The sequence below is a fragment of the Limnohabitans sp. DM1 genome (assembly GCF_001269385.1).
Lineage (GTDB): Bacteria > Pseudomonadota > Gammaproteobacteria > Burkholderiales > Burkholderiaceae_C > Limnohabitans_A.
In genome coordinates this window covers 92,839-108,173 of the sequence record NZ_CXOO01000034.1, presented here as the reverse complement: position 1 = coordinate 108,173, position 15,335 = coordinate 92,839, and the positions used below count along the sequence as shown (strand labels likewise).

The following is a 15,335-nucleotide window of genomic DNA, read 5'->3' as shown; positions in this document are numbered from 1 at the left end:
AAAGCCGACCGCGAATTGCCGGTGGTCTGGGCGGTGGCCAAGGGGTCTTTGCTCAACAAAGCCATCCTGGTGCCCGCTGCACTGCTCATCAGTGCGATTGCGCCCTGGCACACGCCCTGAAAACCATCGCGCACAGGGTGCGCTCCTACAGCACATGAGCCTGCCTTCCTTTGTAGGAGCCCACCCCGTGGCCGATGGGCGTGGCACACGCCCTGAAAACCATCGCGCACAGGGTGCGCTCCTACAGCGCATGCGCCTGCCTTCTTTTGTAGGAGCCCACCCCGTGGGCGATCGGCGTGGCACACGCCCTGAAAACCATCGCGCACAGGGTGCGCTCCTACAGCGCATGCGCCTGCCTTCTTTTGTAGGAGCCCACCCCGTGGGCGATGGGCGTGGCACACGCCCTGAAAACCATCGCGCACAGGGTGCGCTCCTACAACGCATGCGCCTGCCTTCTTTTGTAGGAGCCCACCCCGTGGGCGATGGGCGTGGCACACGCCCTGAATCAACCATCACCACCTCAAAATGACACCCCACACCCACCCCGCTCAAACCCTGGCGCAAGCCATGGCCCAACTGCCCTTGATCGCCATCCTGCGCGGCCTCACGCCCGCTGAAGCACCCGCCATTGGCGATTCGCTGGTGGCCAGCGGCTTTGCCATCATCGAGGTGCCGCTCAACTCGCCCGAGCCCTTGCAGAGCATCGCCGCCCTGACAAAGCTTTTTCCGCAAACCCTGATCGGCGCAGGCACCGTGCTGAACGCGCAGCAGGTCAAGGACGTGCACGCTGCGGGCGGCCGCCTGGTTGTGGCCCCCAACTTCAACCCCGCCGTGGTGGCGCAAGCCCTGGCCCTGAACATGGTGGCGCTGCCCGGCGTGGCCACGCCCACCGAGGCCTTTGCCGCCCTCGATGCGGGTGCGCACGGCCTCAAACTTTTCCCTGCCGAGATGATCTCGCCCGCCACCGTCAAAGCCCTGCGGGCCGTGCTGCCCAAATCGGCCGCCCTGATGCCCGTGGGCGGCATCACGCCGGACAACGTTGCGGCTTATTTGGAGGCTGGTGCGTCCGGCTTCGGTTTGGGGTCGGCCTTGTTTGCACCGGGGCGCAGCGCCCAGGAGGTGCGAGTTCAAGCTGAAGCATTTGTCAGGGCCTTCAGGCATCGGGGTGCATCTCTTGATCCGGCACGCTGAAGTCTGAGATGTGTGCGCCAGGTCACCCCGGAATCGGTGGCTTCGGCCCCGACATGGATCTTCGCTCAACCACCAACGTCGGAGCTATTGACCCGGCCCTGTGATGTTTGCAGGGTGACTTCAACCTTGCACCTTGTGGGAGCTAGCCCTGCTGGCGATCAGACGCTTGTGGCCCACAGGCTTTTCGCTTGGCTGGCAAGCTCCCACAAAATCCTCGCAGCGGGCAACACAGGGCTCAGACTTCATCGGGCCGAATCTATAAATCTACCGACCTACGGTTTGACGGTGCAAAAATTTCAAACTTCAGCGAGCCGGATCAATCAGTCATCAATGGCTTTTGCTGGATTGATTCTCAGCGGCGATCTGTTCAAACTGCTGTTTTGCAAATGCCCACACCATGCGCGAGGCATCAGGTCCTTTGGGATCCGAATAGGCTTGTGACGCAGCCCCACCGCTCCAAGCATGTCCCAGGCCACTGATCTCCTTGTAGGTCACCTGCAAACGCTCACCCACAAACCAGTCCATGGTGGTGAACGCATAACGCTTTCCATGACGAACCGCACGCGCCGCTTCGGGTTGCGCGTGACCATGAGCAGCCCACTGCAGCGCTGCCCGCAGTCCATTGGCACTGTCAACCACCGGGTCTGCGTTGCCTTGAATCACCAGCAATGCGGGCAAGACTGCTGCATCTTTGTCGGCCAGATGCAATGGCACGCGAAAACGTCCGTGCATGGCCGCCACTGCAGTGGCCGAAGAATTGGCGGAAGTGGGCTCTACCCCTGAGTGCATCACCACTGCAGCAAAACGGCGTGGAAAGTGCAGCGCCGTGAGCGCTGCCATGCTGGCGCCCGCAGACAGTCCTGCGATGGCAACCCGCGAGCGATCAATTGCATGCAAACTGCTGACATGGTCCAAAGCCGCCACAATGCTGGCCGCTTCAAGTTTGGCGCGAGCGTTGCGCTTTTGAAACCAGTTCCAACACCCCATGGCATTGGCTTGCCGGTCTTGCTGTGGGTAAAGCACCATGAAACCCAAGCGTTTGGCCAGCTGATTCATCTTGGTGCTGGCAGAAAATTCCAATGCATCCTGACCACAGCCGTGCAGCATCAGCAACAGTGGGCTTGGTTTGGATGGGGACAAGTTGGGGGGTCTATAGAAACCATATCGCCGCAGCCCCGAGGGGTTGAGCGACAGGCCCTCGCTCCACCCTTGAGCGGGCGCAGCCACCCGGGACTTACGTGGGGCAGCAGAAGAGCGCGATGCAAGCCGCAAAACACCTTGGCCCGCACTGGCCGCACGACGCATCACCCAGCGCGCTTGTTTGTTGGCCATGCGCGACAACAGTCCCCAGGTTGAGCGCCGTGCCATTCGGGTCAGTACATCGGTGCCGAAGAAGGGATGTGTGCATCCACCCTGTGTTTTCGACTCGTTGCAAATTGCGAAATCTGGCCGACTGTCTTGACAAGGCCCATCATGATGGAGCGCCTTGACTTTGCAAGAAGGCAGCTTCGCGTTGTGGGTGCCGTTGAAGTGAGAGGGCTTGGATGAATGCATCCCGCAGAACATTCGTGTAGGTTTTCCCGATGATCAAGCCTTGATCCGTACTGCCCTTTGCCACTTGCGATGGCACGCCAGCTGCGGCCAGAAGTGCTTGTGAGTCGCTCAGGGACAACAGGGTTTTTCCATGCCTGTATGTGTCTTTGATGAAGTCCAGGGTGTGGGGGTCATTGGCCAAATTTTTGACCGCTTGCTCACCCTCTGGCAACACCAGCGCATCAAACAAAAATCCAGGTTCATTTTCAAGCGATGCATCCGCCACGACCGGCACTTGATCGCTTGTTTGAACTTCACCGATGTGTGGTGCCACGAAACAGGGCGTTGCACCCAGCGCAGCCAGTTCGGCATATACAGCAGCTGCGCTTTGACCCAGCATGCCGTGCGCAGACAGGATCGCGATCTTCAGGCCTGCAATCAACCCTTCACCGGGACGGGCAGTCAATGACAGCATGGGCGAAACCGACACCTCGGGCTTGGACGGCTTGGCCAATGCCAAGGGCATGGCAGGCGGCATGCTGCTCATGCCCAAGCCATCCGCCACTTGCCGGGCCAGTGCTTCGGACACATTGCGCAAAGAAGACACCATGCGTTGGCGAATCGCAGGCACCGTCAGCTTGCTCAATTCAAATCGAAACGCAGCGGCAATATGGGCCTGCTCCACAGGCGTTTGGCTGTTGTAGAACAATTTTGCTTGGGTGTAGTGGTCAGCAAATTTTTCCGGCTTGCCACGCACCTTGGCACGCAAATCTTTGGCCTGCAAGCGTTCATGCACCGTGACAAAACCCTGCTCAGCGCCGGCCTGAAAAGGACAGCCACCCCCCAGTGAGTTGGGCTCATAGGACACCCGACCGCGTGGAATGGCCTGGCGATGCATGCCGTCACGCTGGTTGTTGTGAACGGGATTGATCGGACTGTTGATGGGTAGTTCGTGAAAGTTGGGGCCGCCCAGCCGTGAAATTTGCGTGTCCATATAGGAATGGATGCGACCGGCCAGCAAGGGGTCGTTCGAAAAATCAATGCCGGGGATGACATGGGCTGCGCAAAAAGCCACCTGTTCGGTTTCTGCAAAAAAATTGTCCGGGTTACGGTTCAAGACCATGCGCCCCACCAGCTTGACGGGCACCAATTCTTCAGGAATCAGCTTGGTGGCGTCCAACACATCGAAACTGAATTTGGCTGCTTGCTCTTCTGTGAAGATCTGCAATCCCAGTTCCCACTCGGGGAATGCGCCCGACTCGATGCGCTCCCAAAGGTCGCGGCGGTGGTAGTCGGGGTCTGCGCCAGAAATTTTCACCGCCTCATCCCAAACCATGGAGTGGGTGCCAAACTTGGGCTTCCAGTGAAACTTGACGAACACAGATTCATTGTGTGCATTGACCAAACGGAAGGTGTGCACGCCAAATCCTTCCATGGTCGCGTAGCTGCGCGGGATGGCGCGGTCACTCATGACCCACATCAACATGTGGGTGGACTCCGGCATCAAGGAAACGAAGTCCCAGAAAGTGTCGTGCGCGCTGGCGGCCTGTGGCATCTGGTGATGCGGCTCGGGTTTGACCGCATGGATGAGGTCGGGGAACTTGATGGCATCCTGTATGAAGAAAACCGGCATGTTGTTGCCCACCAAATCCCAATTGCCTTCGTTGGTATAGAACTTGACGGCAAAGCCACGCACATCACGCGCCGTGTCCTTGGAGCCCCGCTCGCCGGCCACCGTAGAAAACCGGACAAACACAGGCGTCTTCTTGCCTGCCTCTTGAAACGGTGCAGCTTGGGTCAACGGCGTCAAGGCTTCGTAGCATTCAAAAAATCCATGCGCCCCCGAACCCCTTGCATGCACGATGCGCTCAGGAATGCGCTCATGGTCAAAATGCGTGATCTTCTCGCGCAAGATGAAATCTTCCAGCAAGACCGGTCCCCGCAAGCCATCCTTGAGGGAGTTCTGGTTGTCGCTGATGGGCACGCCTTGATTGGTCGTCAACATTTGCCCGCTCGAATCCACCCGCACACGGTCGAGTGAACCGATGCCGGCATTCATACCCTCTGCGGCCATGCTGCCCGTCTTGGGCGTGCCTTGGGACTCCGACAGTGTGCTGCCGGTGGGCAGTCGCGACTCGGGCTGTACGGTCTGCCCGGATTTTGGATTCAGCGCGTTGCCAAGGCCATACTCCAAACCTTTGTGGGCATTGAACGGCATGGCCGTTGCAAGCTCCTGCGTTTGCATTGCTTTTTCAGCTGCACGGTTGAAAACACCTGCTTGCACAGCACCCTTGCTTTTGCCTTGAATTTTGCTTTTAGCCATAGGAATGAACCGCCGTTTCTGAGGTTTTTGAAGCCATGTGAGTTGGAGAATCCAACCGCAAACTATCGTAAAAACAAGGCAATCAAAATGATGATGGGAATCGGAATACCGAGCAGATACAACAGCAATGAACGCATAGTGAGTCCTGTCTAAGTCAAAGTGATATCAATAGGGGTGGGTTGTTACAGGTCACGTTGTCGACCGCCAAAAATGGCAGCCCAACTGGCCATGAAAGCCCCCACAAGCATGGAGACAACCATCCACAATGCCGCATAGGTCGATGCCTTGCGTGCCTGCTCTGCAGCCTGGATGGCGGTTGTTTGTGCCGCAATGAATCGCGCTTGCATGCGTCCATACACATCAGTGACCCGCTGCTGCGCTTCTTGTTGCGTCAAACCCGTGCGTTGCGCAACGATCTGCGCGACATGGCTCAAATCATCTGGCGGCAATGGGCCTGTGCGCAAACTGTTGAGCATGATGTGCATGACCTCGGACTGTTGCTCAGACGCTGAGGATTCCGGGTTCAAACGCTCACCGCCTGTTCGAGGTCCATTGACTGAACTGGCTGATGAAGGCATACGGAACAAGGAATCCAGAAAGTAAACGTTTTGAAGGTTGTCAGCATCGGATCGTGTCAGCCCGACATGGGCCACCGTGGCTCCCGCAATGGAGGCGCCACTGATCACAGTGGCAGCAGCTTGTGTGCCTGCGCCTGTGATGGAAGAAACGAAAGAAGCCAGCACGGTTGCAGTGACCAAGGTCGAGACGGCCCAGGACAAAAAACCATGCGCGGTGTCCCGAAAATAGGTCTCTGCCTTGTCGACGTGTGTCCAGCGCGTTCTCAAGCGACCCGCAATGTAGCCCCCCAAGCCTGAAGAGATCAACTGTGTGAGTGTCAACCACACAATCGCAGTGATGCCCAAACTGATGGCACTGATGCCTTTTGCGGACCACGGCGAAACGACCGATAAGCCCAAGCCCGTGCCCAGAATCAAGAGCAGGATCGACATGACCGTCGCGGTTGCTGCACCTGCCAAAATGGCCGCCCAGGAAACGGCGCTGAGCTGCAGACCTGCCGACTTGGCCGCATCAGCGTTCGCACGCAAATTCTGATAATCCGGGGAGGCAGGGCTTCCCGGGAGAGGCATTGAAGTGTTCATGGGCGTCCTTGAAAATGAACGAACAGTTTTTTACTTGGATGGGGTAATGAATCGGGCAACGAACACCCACAAGCCCATCTGATGGAGCTTGCCGAAAAAGTCGGTGGGGTCTTTGACTGGGGGGCAAAACGTCAATGAAAATTTGAAATGGAGGGAAGCTGTACGGCATCCAATTGCCCCCCATATTCAGTGTTCAGATTTCCCAGTAAGGGCGTTTTTCGTAGTACTTGTAAATGTCGCGATTCCACTCCTCAGTGGCCATCGTTGGCCAATTGGAAGAATCAAAACCAGGTGCCTTGCTCAAAATCTCTTTGCTGACATCCAGCACGTACTCATCGTTGACGTGGCTGTAAGTCAAGGCCGAAAAAGGCACTGCGAAAAGCTTTTCGCCCAAGCCCAGAAAGCCGCCAAATGACAGGACTGCGTAGGCAATTTTTCCGCTCACGGGGTCCAGCATGAGTTCTTTGATGTCCCCCAGGTTTTCCTGCATTGAATTCACCACATCTTTGCCGATGACATTCGATGCCTTGATGGGTGTATTTTGGAAAGAGGATGGTGGTATTTGAGTCACAGTGATTTTCCTTGTGGAAGGTGGAGAAAATGGACACCTCTGAATTCACCGCTTCACAGATGTATGTGTGAAGCTGTTTTCGAGGTATCCACGATTCACTGTATGCACTCATCCGAGCAGGGTCGGTGCGTTTTCACACCAAATGTCTGCATCAGGTTTTGTGGGATGCCACGGCCTTGCAGGCGATGCAGCGCTGTTGACTACAGCCTATAGATTCGGCCCGATGAAGTCTGAGCCGTGTGTTGCCAGTTGGGAGGATTTTGTGGGAGCTTGCCAGCCAAGCGAAAAGCATGTGGTCCACAAGCGTCTGATCGCCAGCAGGGCTAGCTCCCACAAGACGCAAGATTGAAGTCACCCTGCAGACTTCACAGGGCCGGATCAATCATGGCCAACGAATCCAGACCCTACAAGGATCCTTGTTGTTCAGCCGTGCAAGCGCGTTGAAAACTGACGTCAGGCCTTCTCACCCAGCCGCCCATCCCGAAAATCTGCCAAGGCCTGGTAGATCTCTTCCTTGGTGTTCATGACAAAGGGACCGTATTGCACGATGGGCTCTTTCAGGGGTTTGCCCGCCACCAGAATCAACTGGGTATCGGCACTGGCTTCGATCACCACGCCGTCGGCCTGCGGTGTGTTTTTCAAAATGGCCATGCGCTGCAAGGGCAAGGCCTGCCCTGCAATGCGCGCCTCGCCCCGGTACACGTACACAAAGGCGTTGTGCCCGGCGGGCAGGGTTTGCTCAAAACGAGAGCCTGCGGGCATGTGCACGTCCAGATAAATCGGCTGGGTGATCTCGCGGCTCACCGCGCCTTGCACGCCGTGACTGGCCCCGGCAATCACCGTCACGGCCACGCCTTCGGGCGTCTGGAACTGCGGCAGCTGGTCGTTCTGAAAATCGCGGTACCACGGCGCGTTCATCTTCTCGGAGCTGTGCAGGTTCAGCCAGAGCTGAAAACCCTCCATCACGCCATCGGCTTGCTGCGGAATTTCGGAGTGGATCACGCCTTGGCCTGCGGTCATCCATTGCACGCCGCCGTTTTGCAACAGGCCTTCGTTGCCCGCACTGTCGCGGTGCAGCATGCGCCCGGCGATCATGTAGGTCACGGTTTCAAAACCCCGGTGCGGGTGGTCCGGAAAACCTGCGATGTAGTCGTCCGGCTTGTCGCTGCCAAAGGCGTCCAGCATCAAAAACGGGTCAAGCCGGTGCTGCAGGTCTTGCGTGAGGATGCGGCTGAGCTTGACGCCTGCGCCGTCTGACGTGGCCTGGCCGGTGACCAGGCGCTCGATGGTGCGGGAAATGCTGACCGTTGGGTGGCCGCTCAAGGGGGTGGTTGGTGTGCTCATGATGGGAGTTTAGCGACTGCATGCATTGCATCGCCTGCTGAGCTGTCACCTCTTGATTCGGCCCTGTGAAGTTTTCAATGCTCAAAGATGTTGCAGGTCGGCGGTCGAAGACCCCGACAGGGTGCCTGTGCCTAAGGCTGAAAACGTCGGACTCTGCGAGTGCCGACCTACGAGAAGACATGTCTCACCGATTTCAAACTTCAGCGTGCCGGATCAATCAATGGAAATGCACCGCCAGCTGCCCTGCCAGATGCCACTGGGAAGCTGGGCTATTGTGAACTTGCACAGCGCTTTAACTGTGCATGCGCGACCCCTTGCAGGTCCGGCGGCAGCTGGTGCTTGGCCTGCAAGTAGTGGTGGGTGTAAACGTCCAGATAAGCCTGCAGGGTGCCGGCTGCACGCACCTCGCCCGCCAATTCCAGACACAGCGAAGCCACCTCGCTGGTGCAAAAGTGGTCATCGCGTTGAGAGCGGCGCAGTTGGTAACGAGAGATCTGTTCGGGCTTCAGACTGAGCACCGGCAAGTGGTTCAAGTAAGGGCTTTTGCGGAACATCTTTCGGGCTTCAGGCCAGGTGGCGTCCAGCAGGATGAACAGCGGGCGCCGCCCGGCGGGCAAGTTATCTAAGAGGGTGGGCACGTCACCCACCACCCGCTCAGGTGCCACAAATTCGCCCGGAAACACCACAAAGGCCTGCCACTGCGGATCGGCCAACAGCGCCAGCAAAGCCGAGTCCACCTCGGTGCGGGCCCAGCCAAAGGCAAAGGTGTCCGTCACCACATCGGCGATCAACCAGCCGGTGTTGCTGGGTTTGAGGGGTTCGATGTCGGCCATGAGCAAGCACATGCCCGATTGCGTGGGCAACTCCGGGCGCAGACCGCAGATGCAGTGGCTGGGCACCAGACGGCAGCCGGGGCAGCGCTCACCCTTGATGCCGCCACGGGCCATGAAGGGTTTGGCGCTGCGGGCCAGGCGCTCGGTGCGCAGGCGCGACACCGCGTGAGGGGCTTTGTCCTGCTCAGGTCTTGTTGAACTCATGCGCTGACGAAAGCCTCAAACTGCCGTGGCCATGCGCAAACGTCGCGCAGCTTCTTCGTCGCGCGCATCGTCAATTTCGCGCAGCACGGCCTGCATGTCCACATCGGCCGTCGAGCGCTCGAAGCGGCCCGTCAGCCGTGTTTCATTGCTCAGCAAACCGGCTTGGTAAAGGCTCCAGATTTCAGGGCCGTATTCGGTCTGTCGCAACTCTGGCGCGAACTGCCCGAAAAAATCCCTCAGGTTGCCCACATCGCGCAGCAGCATGCGCTGGGCGTGGTTGTTGCCCGCAGCGTCCACGGCTTGGGGCAGGTCGATGATGACGGGCTCGTCCACACCGGGCAGATCACCCTCGCCGGGGATGTGCGCCAGCAAAATATTGAACTCCGACAAATCGCCATGCACCACACCGGCGCACAGCATGCGCACCACTTCGCCAATCAAGGTAGCGTGGTGCTGCAGGGCTTGCGCGGGGGTGAAGGCCACATCGTTCAGGCGCGGGGCAGCATCACCCTGCGCATCGGTGACCAGCTCCATGAGCAGCACGCCGTCAAAAAAATTGAAGGGCCGGGGCACGCGCACACCGGCTGCGGCCAGGCGGTACAGCGCGTCCACTTCGGCGCTTTGCCAGGCGGCTTCTTGCTCCTGGCGGCCAAACTTGCTGCCCTTGGCCATGGCGCGGGCCGAGCGCGAGTTTTTGACCTTGCGGTTTTCGGTGTAGTCCACCGCTTGCCGAAAACTTCGGTGCGTGGCCTCTTTGTAGATCTTGGCGCAGCGGGTCTCGTCCCCGCAGCGCACCACGAACACCATGGCCTCCTTGCCACTCATGAGCTGACGCACCACAGTGTCGATCAGGCCCTCTTCAACGAGGGTCTGCAGTCTGGGAGGAGCCTTCATCCAGGACGATGCAAGGCGCAGATTTTGTTGCCGTCGGGATCGCGCAAGTAAGCCAGGTACAGCTTGCCTGAAGGCGTTTCACGGAAACCAGGGGGGTCTTCGCAAGTGGTGCCGCCGTTGGCCACACCCGCCGCATGGAAGGCATCACCCTGCTCTGCCGACTGCACCGTGAAACCGATCGTGCTGCCATTGCCATGGCATGCGGGTTCGCCGTTGATGGGCGTGGTGATGGCGAAGGTGCCAGTGGGGCTGCGGTAGAAATAACGGTTTTTGTTGGCCACCCCAGGGCCATAGCCCAAGGTGCCCAGCATGGCGTCATAAAACTTTTTGGAAACCTCCAGGTCATTCACACCCAGCATCACATGACTGAACATCGCACTCTCCAGTAAAAAACCCGTTGCCGGGCGAATCGAATTGCGGCCATGTTACTTGATGAGGTGAACGCTCAAATCCGCCACAAACCCCAAGTCCTAGCTGCCCCGCCCGCAAACCCCATGCGATCAGGGTAACTGGTGACAGCAAAGCATTTGGCCTTGTGGCAGCATCGCATGCATGCGTTACAAGGAGACCCCCGCATGCCCATTTCCAATGCCCTCTCGTTTGGCCTGCAAGGCCGCGTGGTCATCGTCACCGGCGCAGCCAATGGCATTGGCGAGGCCTGCGCCCGCCGCTTTGCGGGTGAAGGCGCCCATGTGGTGCTGGCCGACGTGAACAGCGAGCGCGGCGCTGCCGTGGCGGCCGAATTGCGCAGCGCAGGCCACAGCGCGGGATTCATGGCCTGCGACGTCTCGCGCAAGGCCGATGTCGACGCCTTGGTGGACCATGTGTTGCAGGCTTTTGGCCGCATCGACGTGCTGGTGAACAACGCGGGCATTTTCAAGGCGGCCGATTTTCTGGACGTGACCGAAGAAGACTTTGATGCCGTGATCAACGTGAACATCAAAGGCTCGTTTTTGATGGGGCAGGCCGCAGCCCGCGCCATGAAAAGCACTGGGGGCGGCGCGATTGTCAACATGAGCTCGGTCAACGCGGTGCTGGCCATTCCCAACATCGCCAGCTACAACGTGAGCAAAGGCGGCATCAACCAGCTGACCCGCGCCATGTCGCTGGCCCTGGCCGACTTTGGCATCCGGGTGAACGCGGTGGCCCCGGGCACCATTGCCACCGAACTGGCCCGCCAGGCGGTGCTGACCAGCGAGGCCGCTGAAAAGAAAATCATGATGCGCACGCCCATGAAGCGCCTGGGCGAACCCGACGAGGTGGCCAAGGTGGTGGCCTTTTTGGCCAGCGACGCGGCCAGCTACATCACCGGGGAAATCGTCACCGTGGACGGCGGGCGCATGGCACTCAACTACACCGTGCCTGTTTGATAAAAGTTTAAGAATAGCTTGAGAGAAACCATTTTCATGAGCACCACGACCGACACACGCCCCAATGATTTAGAGGCCTGGCTGGCCCAGGAGCGCGACGTGCGCACACGCATCGATACCGGGGTCGGCCCCGGTGTGGCCCGCCCTGAGCAAGTGGCGGGCAAGACGGGCTTGCAGGTCATGCAGGGTCTGCTGACGGGCGAGTTGCCTTTTGCGCACATGGCCAAAACGCTGGACTTCATGCTGATCGAGGTCGGCCCGGGACTGGCCATTTTTCAGGGCACACCCGGCGTGCAGCACCTCAACCCTTTAGGCACAGTGCATGGCGGCTGGTTTGCCAGCCTGCTCGACTCGGCTCTGGGCTGCGCGGTGCACACCCTGATGCCGCCCGGGCGCGGCTACACCACGGCCGACTTGAGCGTGAAACTGGTCAAGGCCATCACGCCCAAAGTGCAGCGTGTGCGGGCCATTGGCAAAGTGCTGCACTGCGGCCGCCAACTGGCCACCGCCGAAGCCCAGCTGGTCGGCCCCGACGGCACGCTGTATGCGCACGCCAGCACCGCTTGCCTTGTTTTTGAAATCCCCTCAACCCACGGAAATAAACCATGAGACTTCTTCACACCATGCTGCGCGTGGGCGACCTGCAACGCTCCATCGATTTCTACACCAACGTGATGGGCATGAAGCTGCTGCGCACCTCGGAAAACCCCGAGTACAAATACTCGCTGGCCTTTGTGGGCTACGGCAACAACCCCGACCACGCCGAGCTGGAGCTGACCTACAACTGGGGCGTGGAAAGCTACGAAATGGGCACAGCCTATGGCCACATCGCTCTGGGCGTGCCGGATGCCTATGCCGCCTGCGACAAGATCAAAGCCGCTGGCGGCAAGGTCACCCGCGAGCCCGGCCCCGTCAAAGGAGGCACCACCGTGATCGCCTTTGTCACCGACCCCGATGGCTACAAGGTCGAGCTGATCCAGCGCGCCGAGTTTGCCGGTGGGCAAGGGCTGCACTGAAACTCAGCGCGGCAAAAAACTCGCTTCGCGTGCCAACGCTTCGATGCGCGCCCAGTCGCCTTGGGCCAGCGCGTCGGCAGGCACCAACCACGAGCCCCCCACGCAAGCCACATTCGGCAGACTCAAAAAGTCCAAGGCATTACCGGGTGTGACGCCGCCCGTGGGGCAGAACTTCACGTCAAAGAACGGGCCGCCCCAAGCCTTGAGCATGGCCGGGCCGCCCGCTTGCATGGCCGGGAAAAACTTGAGTTCGGTGTAGCCGTCTTCTTGCGCCATCATGATTTCGCTGCCGGTGGCCACACCGGGCAGCAATGACAAACCGTGGTCACGGCAGGCTTGCCCCACCGCACGGGTGTAACCCGGGCTGACGGCAAACTGCGCGCCCGCTTTGGCTGCAGCCGCAGCGTCAGCCGGGCTGCGCACGGTGCCTGCCCCCACCACCGCGCCGGGCACTTCTTTGGCAATGGCTTCCATGCAGGCCAGTGCTTGCGGGGTGCGCAGGGTCACCTCCAACATGCGGATGCCGCCCGCCACCAGGGCGCGGGCCATGGGCACGGCGTGGGCCACGTCGTTGAGCACGATCACGGGGATCACGGGCGCGTCCTGCATCACTTGCAGGGCAGTCAAATGTCCACTCAGATTCACAGCCATGTGCAGGCTCCTTCTTCGGCTTTGAGCGCGTTGCGGCGCAGGTTGGCAAACAGTTCACGGCCCATGCCCACGCCGTTGGCAGCGCGCAATTCAGCGGGCATTGGGGCCAATGGGCGGGCGGCCCATTCGGCTTCGCTCAACAGCACATGCAGGGTGCCCAACACACCGTCGATCCGGATCAAATCGCCGTCTTGTACTTTGGCCAGCGGGCCGCCTGCTGCGGCTTCGGGTGAGACGTGGATGGCTGCAGGCACTTTGCCCGACGCGCCACTCATGCGGCCATCGGTGACCAGCGCGACCTTGAAGCCCTTGCCCTGCAGCACCGCCAGCGGCGGCGTGAGTTTGTGCAGCTCGGGCATGCCGTTGGCCTGCGGGCCTTGCCAGCGCACCACACAAACGATATCCCGGTCGAGTTCACCCGCCTTGAACGCGGCTTGCAATTCGTCTTGTGAATTGAACACGCGGGCCGGGGCTTCGATGACGTGCAGCGCTTCGGGTACGGCAGAAATCTTGATCACGCTGCGGCCCAAATTGCCTTGCAAGAGCTTCAAGCCACCCGTGGTGCTGAACGGGCTGCTGGCGGGGCGCACCACCGTGTCGTCTTGGCTGGCACCCGCGTCTTGCCAGACCAGCTGGCCATTGTGGGCAGACGGGATGCGGGTGAATTCGCGCAGGCCGCCTGCGCGCACCGTCAACACATCGGCGTGCATGAAGCCCGCGTCGAGCAGCTCGCGGATCACGTAGCCCGGGCCGCCTGCGGCCTGGAACTGGTTCACGTCGGCGCTGCCGTTGGGGTAGACGCGGGTGAGCAGCGGCACCACATCCGACAGGGCCGAAAAATCGTCCCAGTCGATCACGATGCCCGCCGCACGCGCCACCGCCACCCAGTGGATCAGGTGGTTGGTCGAGCCGCCCGTGGCCAGCAAGGCCACCATGGCGTTGACGATGCAGCGCTCGTCGACCAGGCGGCCAATGGGCGTGAAGTTTTTGGCCTTGACCAAATCGAGCACGGTGCGCGCCGCTTCGCGCGTCAGCTCCTGGCGCACGCCTTCGCCCGGGTTGATGAAGGCCGTGCCCGGCACATGCAGACCCATGGCTTCAAGCAGCATCTGGTTGCTGTTGGCCGTGCCGTAAAAGGTGCAGGTGCCTTCTCCGTGGTAGGCCTTCGACTCCGCTTCCAGCAATTCGGGGCGGCCCACCAGTCCCAGTGCCGCTTGTTCACGCACCTTGGATTTCTCGTTGTTGGACAGGCCGCTGGTCATGGGGCCTGCGGGCACAAACACCGTGGGCAAATGGCCAAACTGCAAAGCGCCAATGAGCAGGCCCGGCACGATCTTGTCGCACACGCCCAGCATCAGGGCGGCGTCAAACACATCGTGGCTGAGCGACACCGCTGTGGCCATGGCGATCACATCGCGGCTGAACAGGCTCAGCTCCATGCCGGGCGTGCCTTGCGTGACGCCGTCGCACATGGCGGGCACGCCCCCGGCCACTTGGGCTGTGGCGCCCAGCTTGCGGGCTTCGTCTTTGATCAGGTCGGGGTAGTGCTGCAGCGGCGCGTGGGCCGAGAGCAGATCGTTGTAGGCATTCACGATGCCGATGTTGGGTGCACGCGGGGCCACCACTTTGATTTTGTCGAGCGCCGTGGCGCGACTCTTGTCTCCCTCGGGCATGGCGGCAAAGGCGTGGGCCACATTGGCGCAGCCCAGGCGCTGGGCACCGGGGTCCTGACTGGCGGCGGCGTCCACCTGCTGCAAATAGGCCTGGCGGGTGGGGCGGCTGCGCTCGGTGATGCGGGCGGTGACGGCCGCCACGCTGGGGTGAATGTTCATGGGTGATACGCCTGGAGGGTCTGTAACAAAATTACACGACAGATGGTAACCGCGTTCCTGCGCTTTGGTGCGTTGGCGCGGTTACAGACTGGGTACAAGCGAGAGGCGCCCCCCAAACAGGCGCAAAAAAACCCGCCGAGGCGGGTTTTTAGCGCGTTGTGCGGCGAATCACTTGGGGGCAGAGGCATCTGCCGCAGGGGCCGAAGCGTCAGCAACAGGTGCAGAAGCATCTGCCGCAGGGGCGGAGGCTTCAACAGCGGGTGCCGTGGCTGCAGGGGCCGCTGCCGGTGCGGCTTTTTTGCTCTTGGCAATGCCAAAACCGACGGCCAGGCCCACGGCCAGCACGATCACGGCCACCAAAACGGTCCAGACTACGGGTTGATTGTCATCTTGAGGGGTCGACATGGGGGTTT

The 15,335-nt window shown here is 60.2% G+C and carries 16 protein-coding genes and 1 pseudogene; 6 read left to right on the top strand and 11 right to left on the bottom strand.

All coding sequences use genetic code 11. The features are described 5' to 3' along the window. The 3 genes and pseudogenes from AMM33_RS14185 to AMM33_RS14175 form a co-directional block, all read left to right on the top strand. Positions 1–108: pseudogene (locus tag AMM33_RS14185) on the top strand (DUF808 family protein); the annotation flags it as partial. A gap of 46 nt (positions 109–154) precedes the next feature. Further along, entirely contained in the window at positions 155–529 is a 375-nt protein-coding gene (locus AMM33_RS14180; protein ID WP_194945463.1) for a hypothetical protein, read from the top strand. Continuing rightward, positions 526–1,191, top strand: coding sequence for a 2-dehydro-3-deoxy-6-phosphogalactonate aldolase (locus tag AMM33_RS14175; protein ID WP_090141949.1), 666 nt, complete (start codon positions 526–528; stop codon positions 1,189–1,191). Before AMM33_RS14180 ends, AMM33_RS14175 begins: the two co-directional genes overlap by 4 nt. 327 nt (positions 1,192–1,518) lie before the next feature. Here AMM33_RS14175 and AMM33_RS14170 read toward each other — a convergent pair whose 3' ends face one another. The 8 genes from AMM33_RS14170 to AMM33_RS14135 form a co-directional block, all read right to left on the bottom strand. Continuing rightward, positions 1,519–2,523, bottom strand: coding sequence for an extracellular catalytic domain type 1 short-chain-length polyhydroxyalkanoate depolymerase (locus AMM33_RS14170; protein ID WP_194945462.1), 1,005 nt, complete (start codon positions 2,521–2,523; stop codon positions 1,519–1,521). Between the two features lie 139 nt (positions 2,524–2,662). Next, positions 2,663–5,047, bottom strand: a complete 2,385-nt coding sequence (locus AMM33_RS14165; protein ID WP_090141947.1) for a catalase — start codon at positions 5,045–5,047, stop codon at positions 2,663–2,665. A 182-nt stretch (positions 5,048–5,229) separates the two neighbouring features. Next, positions 5,230–6,153 carry a hypothetical protein gene (locus AMM33_RS14160; protein WP_090141963.1) on the bottom strand — a complete coding sequence of 308 codons (924 nt, stop codon included), beginning with the start codon at positions 6,151–6,153 and terminating at the stop codon, positions 5,230–5,232. A 247-nt stretch (positions 6,154–6,400) separates the two neighbouring features. After that, entirely contained in the window at positions 6,401–6,778 is a 378-nt protein-coding gene (locus AMM33_RS14155) for a PRC-barrel domain-containing protein (protein ID WP_228768137.1), read from the bottom strand. A gap of 453 nt (positions 6,779–7,231) precedes the next feature. Beyond that, positions 7,232–8,122: a pirin family protein gene (locus AMM33_RS14150; protein WP_090141945.1), complete on the bottom strand. Its 891-nt coding sequence runs from the start codon at positions 8,120–8,122 to the stop codon at positions 7,232–7,234. 269 nt (positions 8,123–8,391) lie between these two features. Then, positions 8,392–9,159, bottom strand: coding sequence for a tRNA-uridine aminocarboxypropyltransferase (locus AMM33_RS14145; RefSeq protein ID WP_090141944.1), 768 nt, complete (start codon positions 9,157–9,159; stop codon positions 8,392–8,394). Positions 9,160–9,174: 15 nt separating this feature from the next. Then, positions 9,175–10,053 carry a PA4780 family RIO1-like protein kinase gene (locus tag AMM33_RS14140; protein ID WP_090141943.1) on the bottom strand — a complete coding sequence of 293 codons (879 nt, stop codon included), beginning with the start codon at positions 10,051–10,053 and terminating at the stop codon, positions 9,175–9,177. Beyond that, positions 10,050–10,427, bottom strand: a complete 378-nt coding sequence (locus tag AMM33_RS14135) for a VOC family protein (protein ID WP_090141942.1) — start codon at positions 10,425–10,427, stop codon at positions 10,050–10,052. Before AMM33_RS14135 ends, AMM33_RS14140 begins: the two co-directional genes overlap by 4 nt. 201 nt (positions 10,428–10,628) lie before the next feature. Between AMM33_RS14135 and AMM33_RS14130 the strand changes: the two genes are divergently transcribed. The 3 genes from AMM33_RS14130 to gloA are packed head-to-tail and all read left to right on the top strand — an operon-like array spanning position 10,629 to position 12,439. Then, positions 10,629–11,423, top strand: a complete 795-nt coding sequence (locus AMM33_RS14130) for an SDR family NAD(P)-dependent oxidoreductase (RefSeq protein WP_090141962.1) — start codon at positions 10,629–10,631, stop codon at positions 11,421–11,423. Between the two features lie 36 nt (positions 11,424–11,459). Further along, entirely contained in the window at positions 11,460–12,032 is a 573-nt protein-coding gene (locus AMM33_RS14125) for a PaaI family thioesterase (RefSeq protein ID WP_090141961.1), read from the top strand. Further along, complete coding sequence (gene gloA, locus AMM33_RS14120; RefSeq protein ID WP_090141941.1) at positions 12,029–12,439, top strand: lactoylglutathione lyase; 411 nt, start codon at positions 12,029–12,031, stop codon at positions 12,437–12,439. Before AMM33_RS14125 ends, gloA begins: the two co-directional genes overlap by 4 nt. 3 nt (positions 12,440–12,442) lie before the next feature. On the opposite strand, the gene eda is transcribed toward gloA, so the two are convergent. From eda to AMM33_RS14105, 3 genes are all read right to left on the bottom strand, one after another. Next, on the bottom strand, positions 12,443–13,090 hold the full coding sequence (gene eda / locus AMM33_RS14115; RefSeq protein ID WP_090141940.1) for a bifunctional 4-hydroxy-2-oxoglutarate aldolase/2-dehydro-3-deoxy-phosphogluconate aldolase: 648 nt from the start codon (positions 13,088–13,090) through the stop codon (positions 12,443–12,445). Continuing rightward, on the bottom strand, positions 13,081–14,922 hold the full coding sequence (gene edd / locus AMM33_RS14110; RefSeq protein WP_090141939.1) for a phosphogluconate dehydratase: 1,842 nt from the start codon (positions 14,920–14,922) through the stop codon (positions 13,081–13,083). The genes eda and edd overlap by 10 nt, the downstream gene beginning before the upstream one ends. Before the next feature lie 168 nt (positions 14,923–15,090). Then, positions 15,091–15,327, bottom strand: a complete 237-nt coding sequence (locus tag AMM33_RS14105) for a hypothetical protein (protein WP_090141938.1) — start codon at positions 15,325–15,327, stop codon at positions 15,091–15,093. Positions 15,328–15,335: the final 8 nt, after the last annotated feature.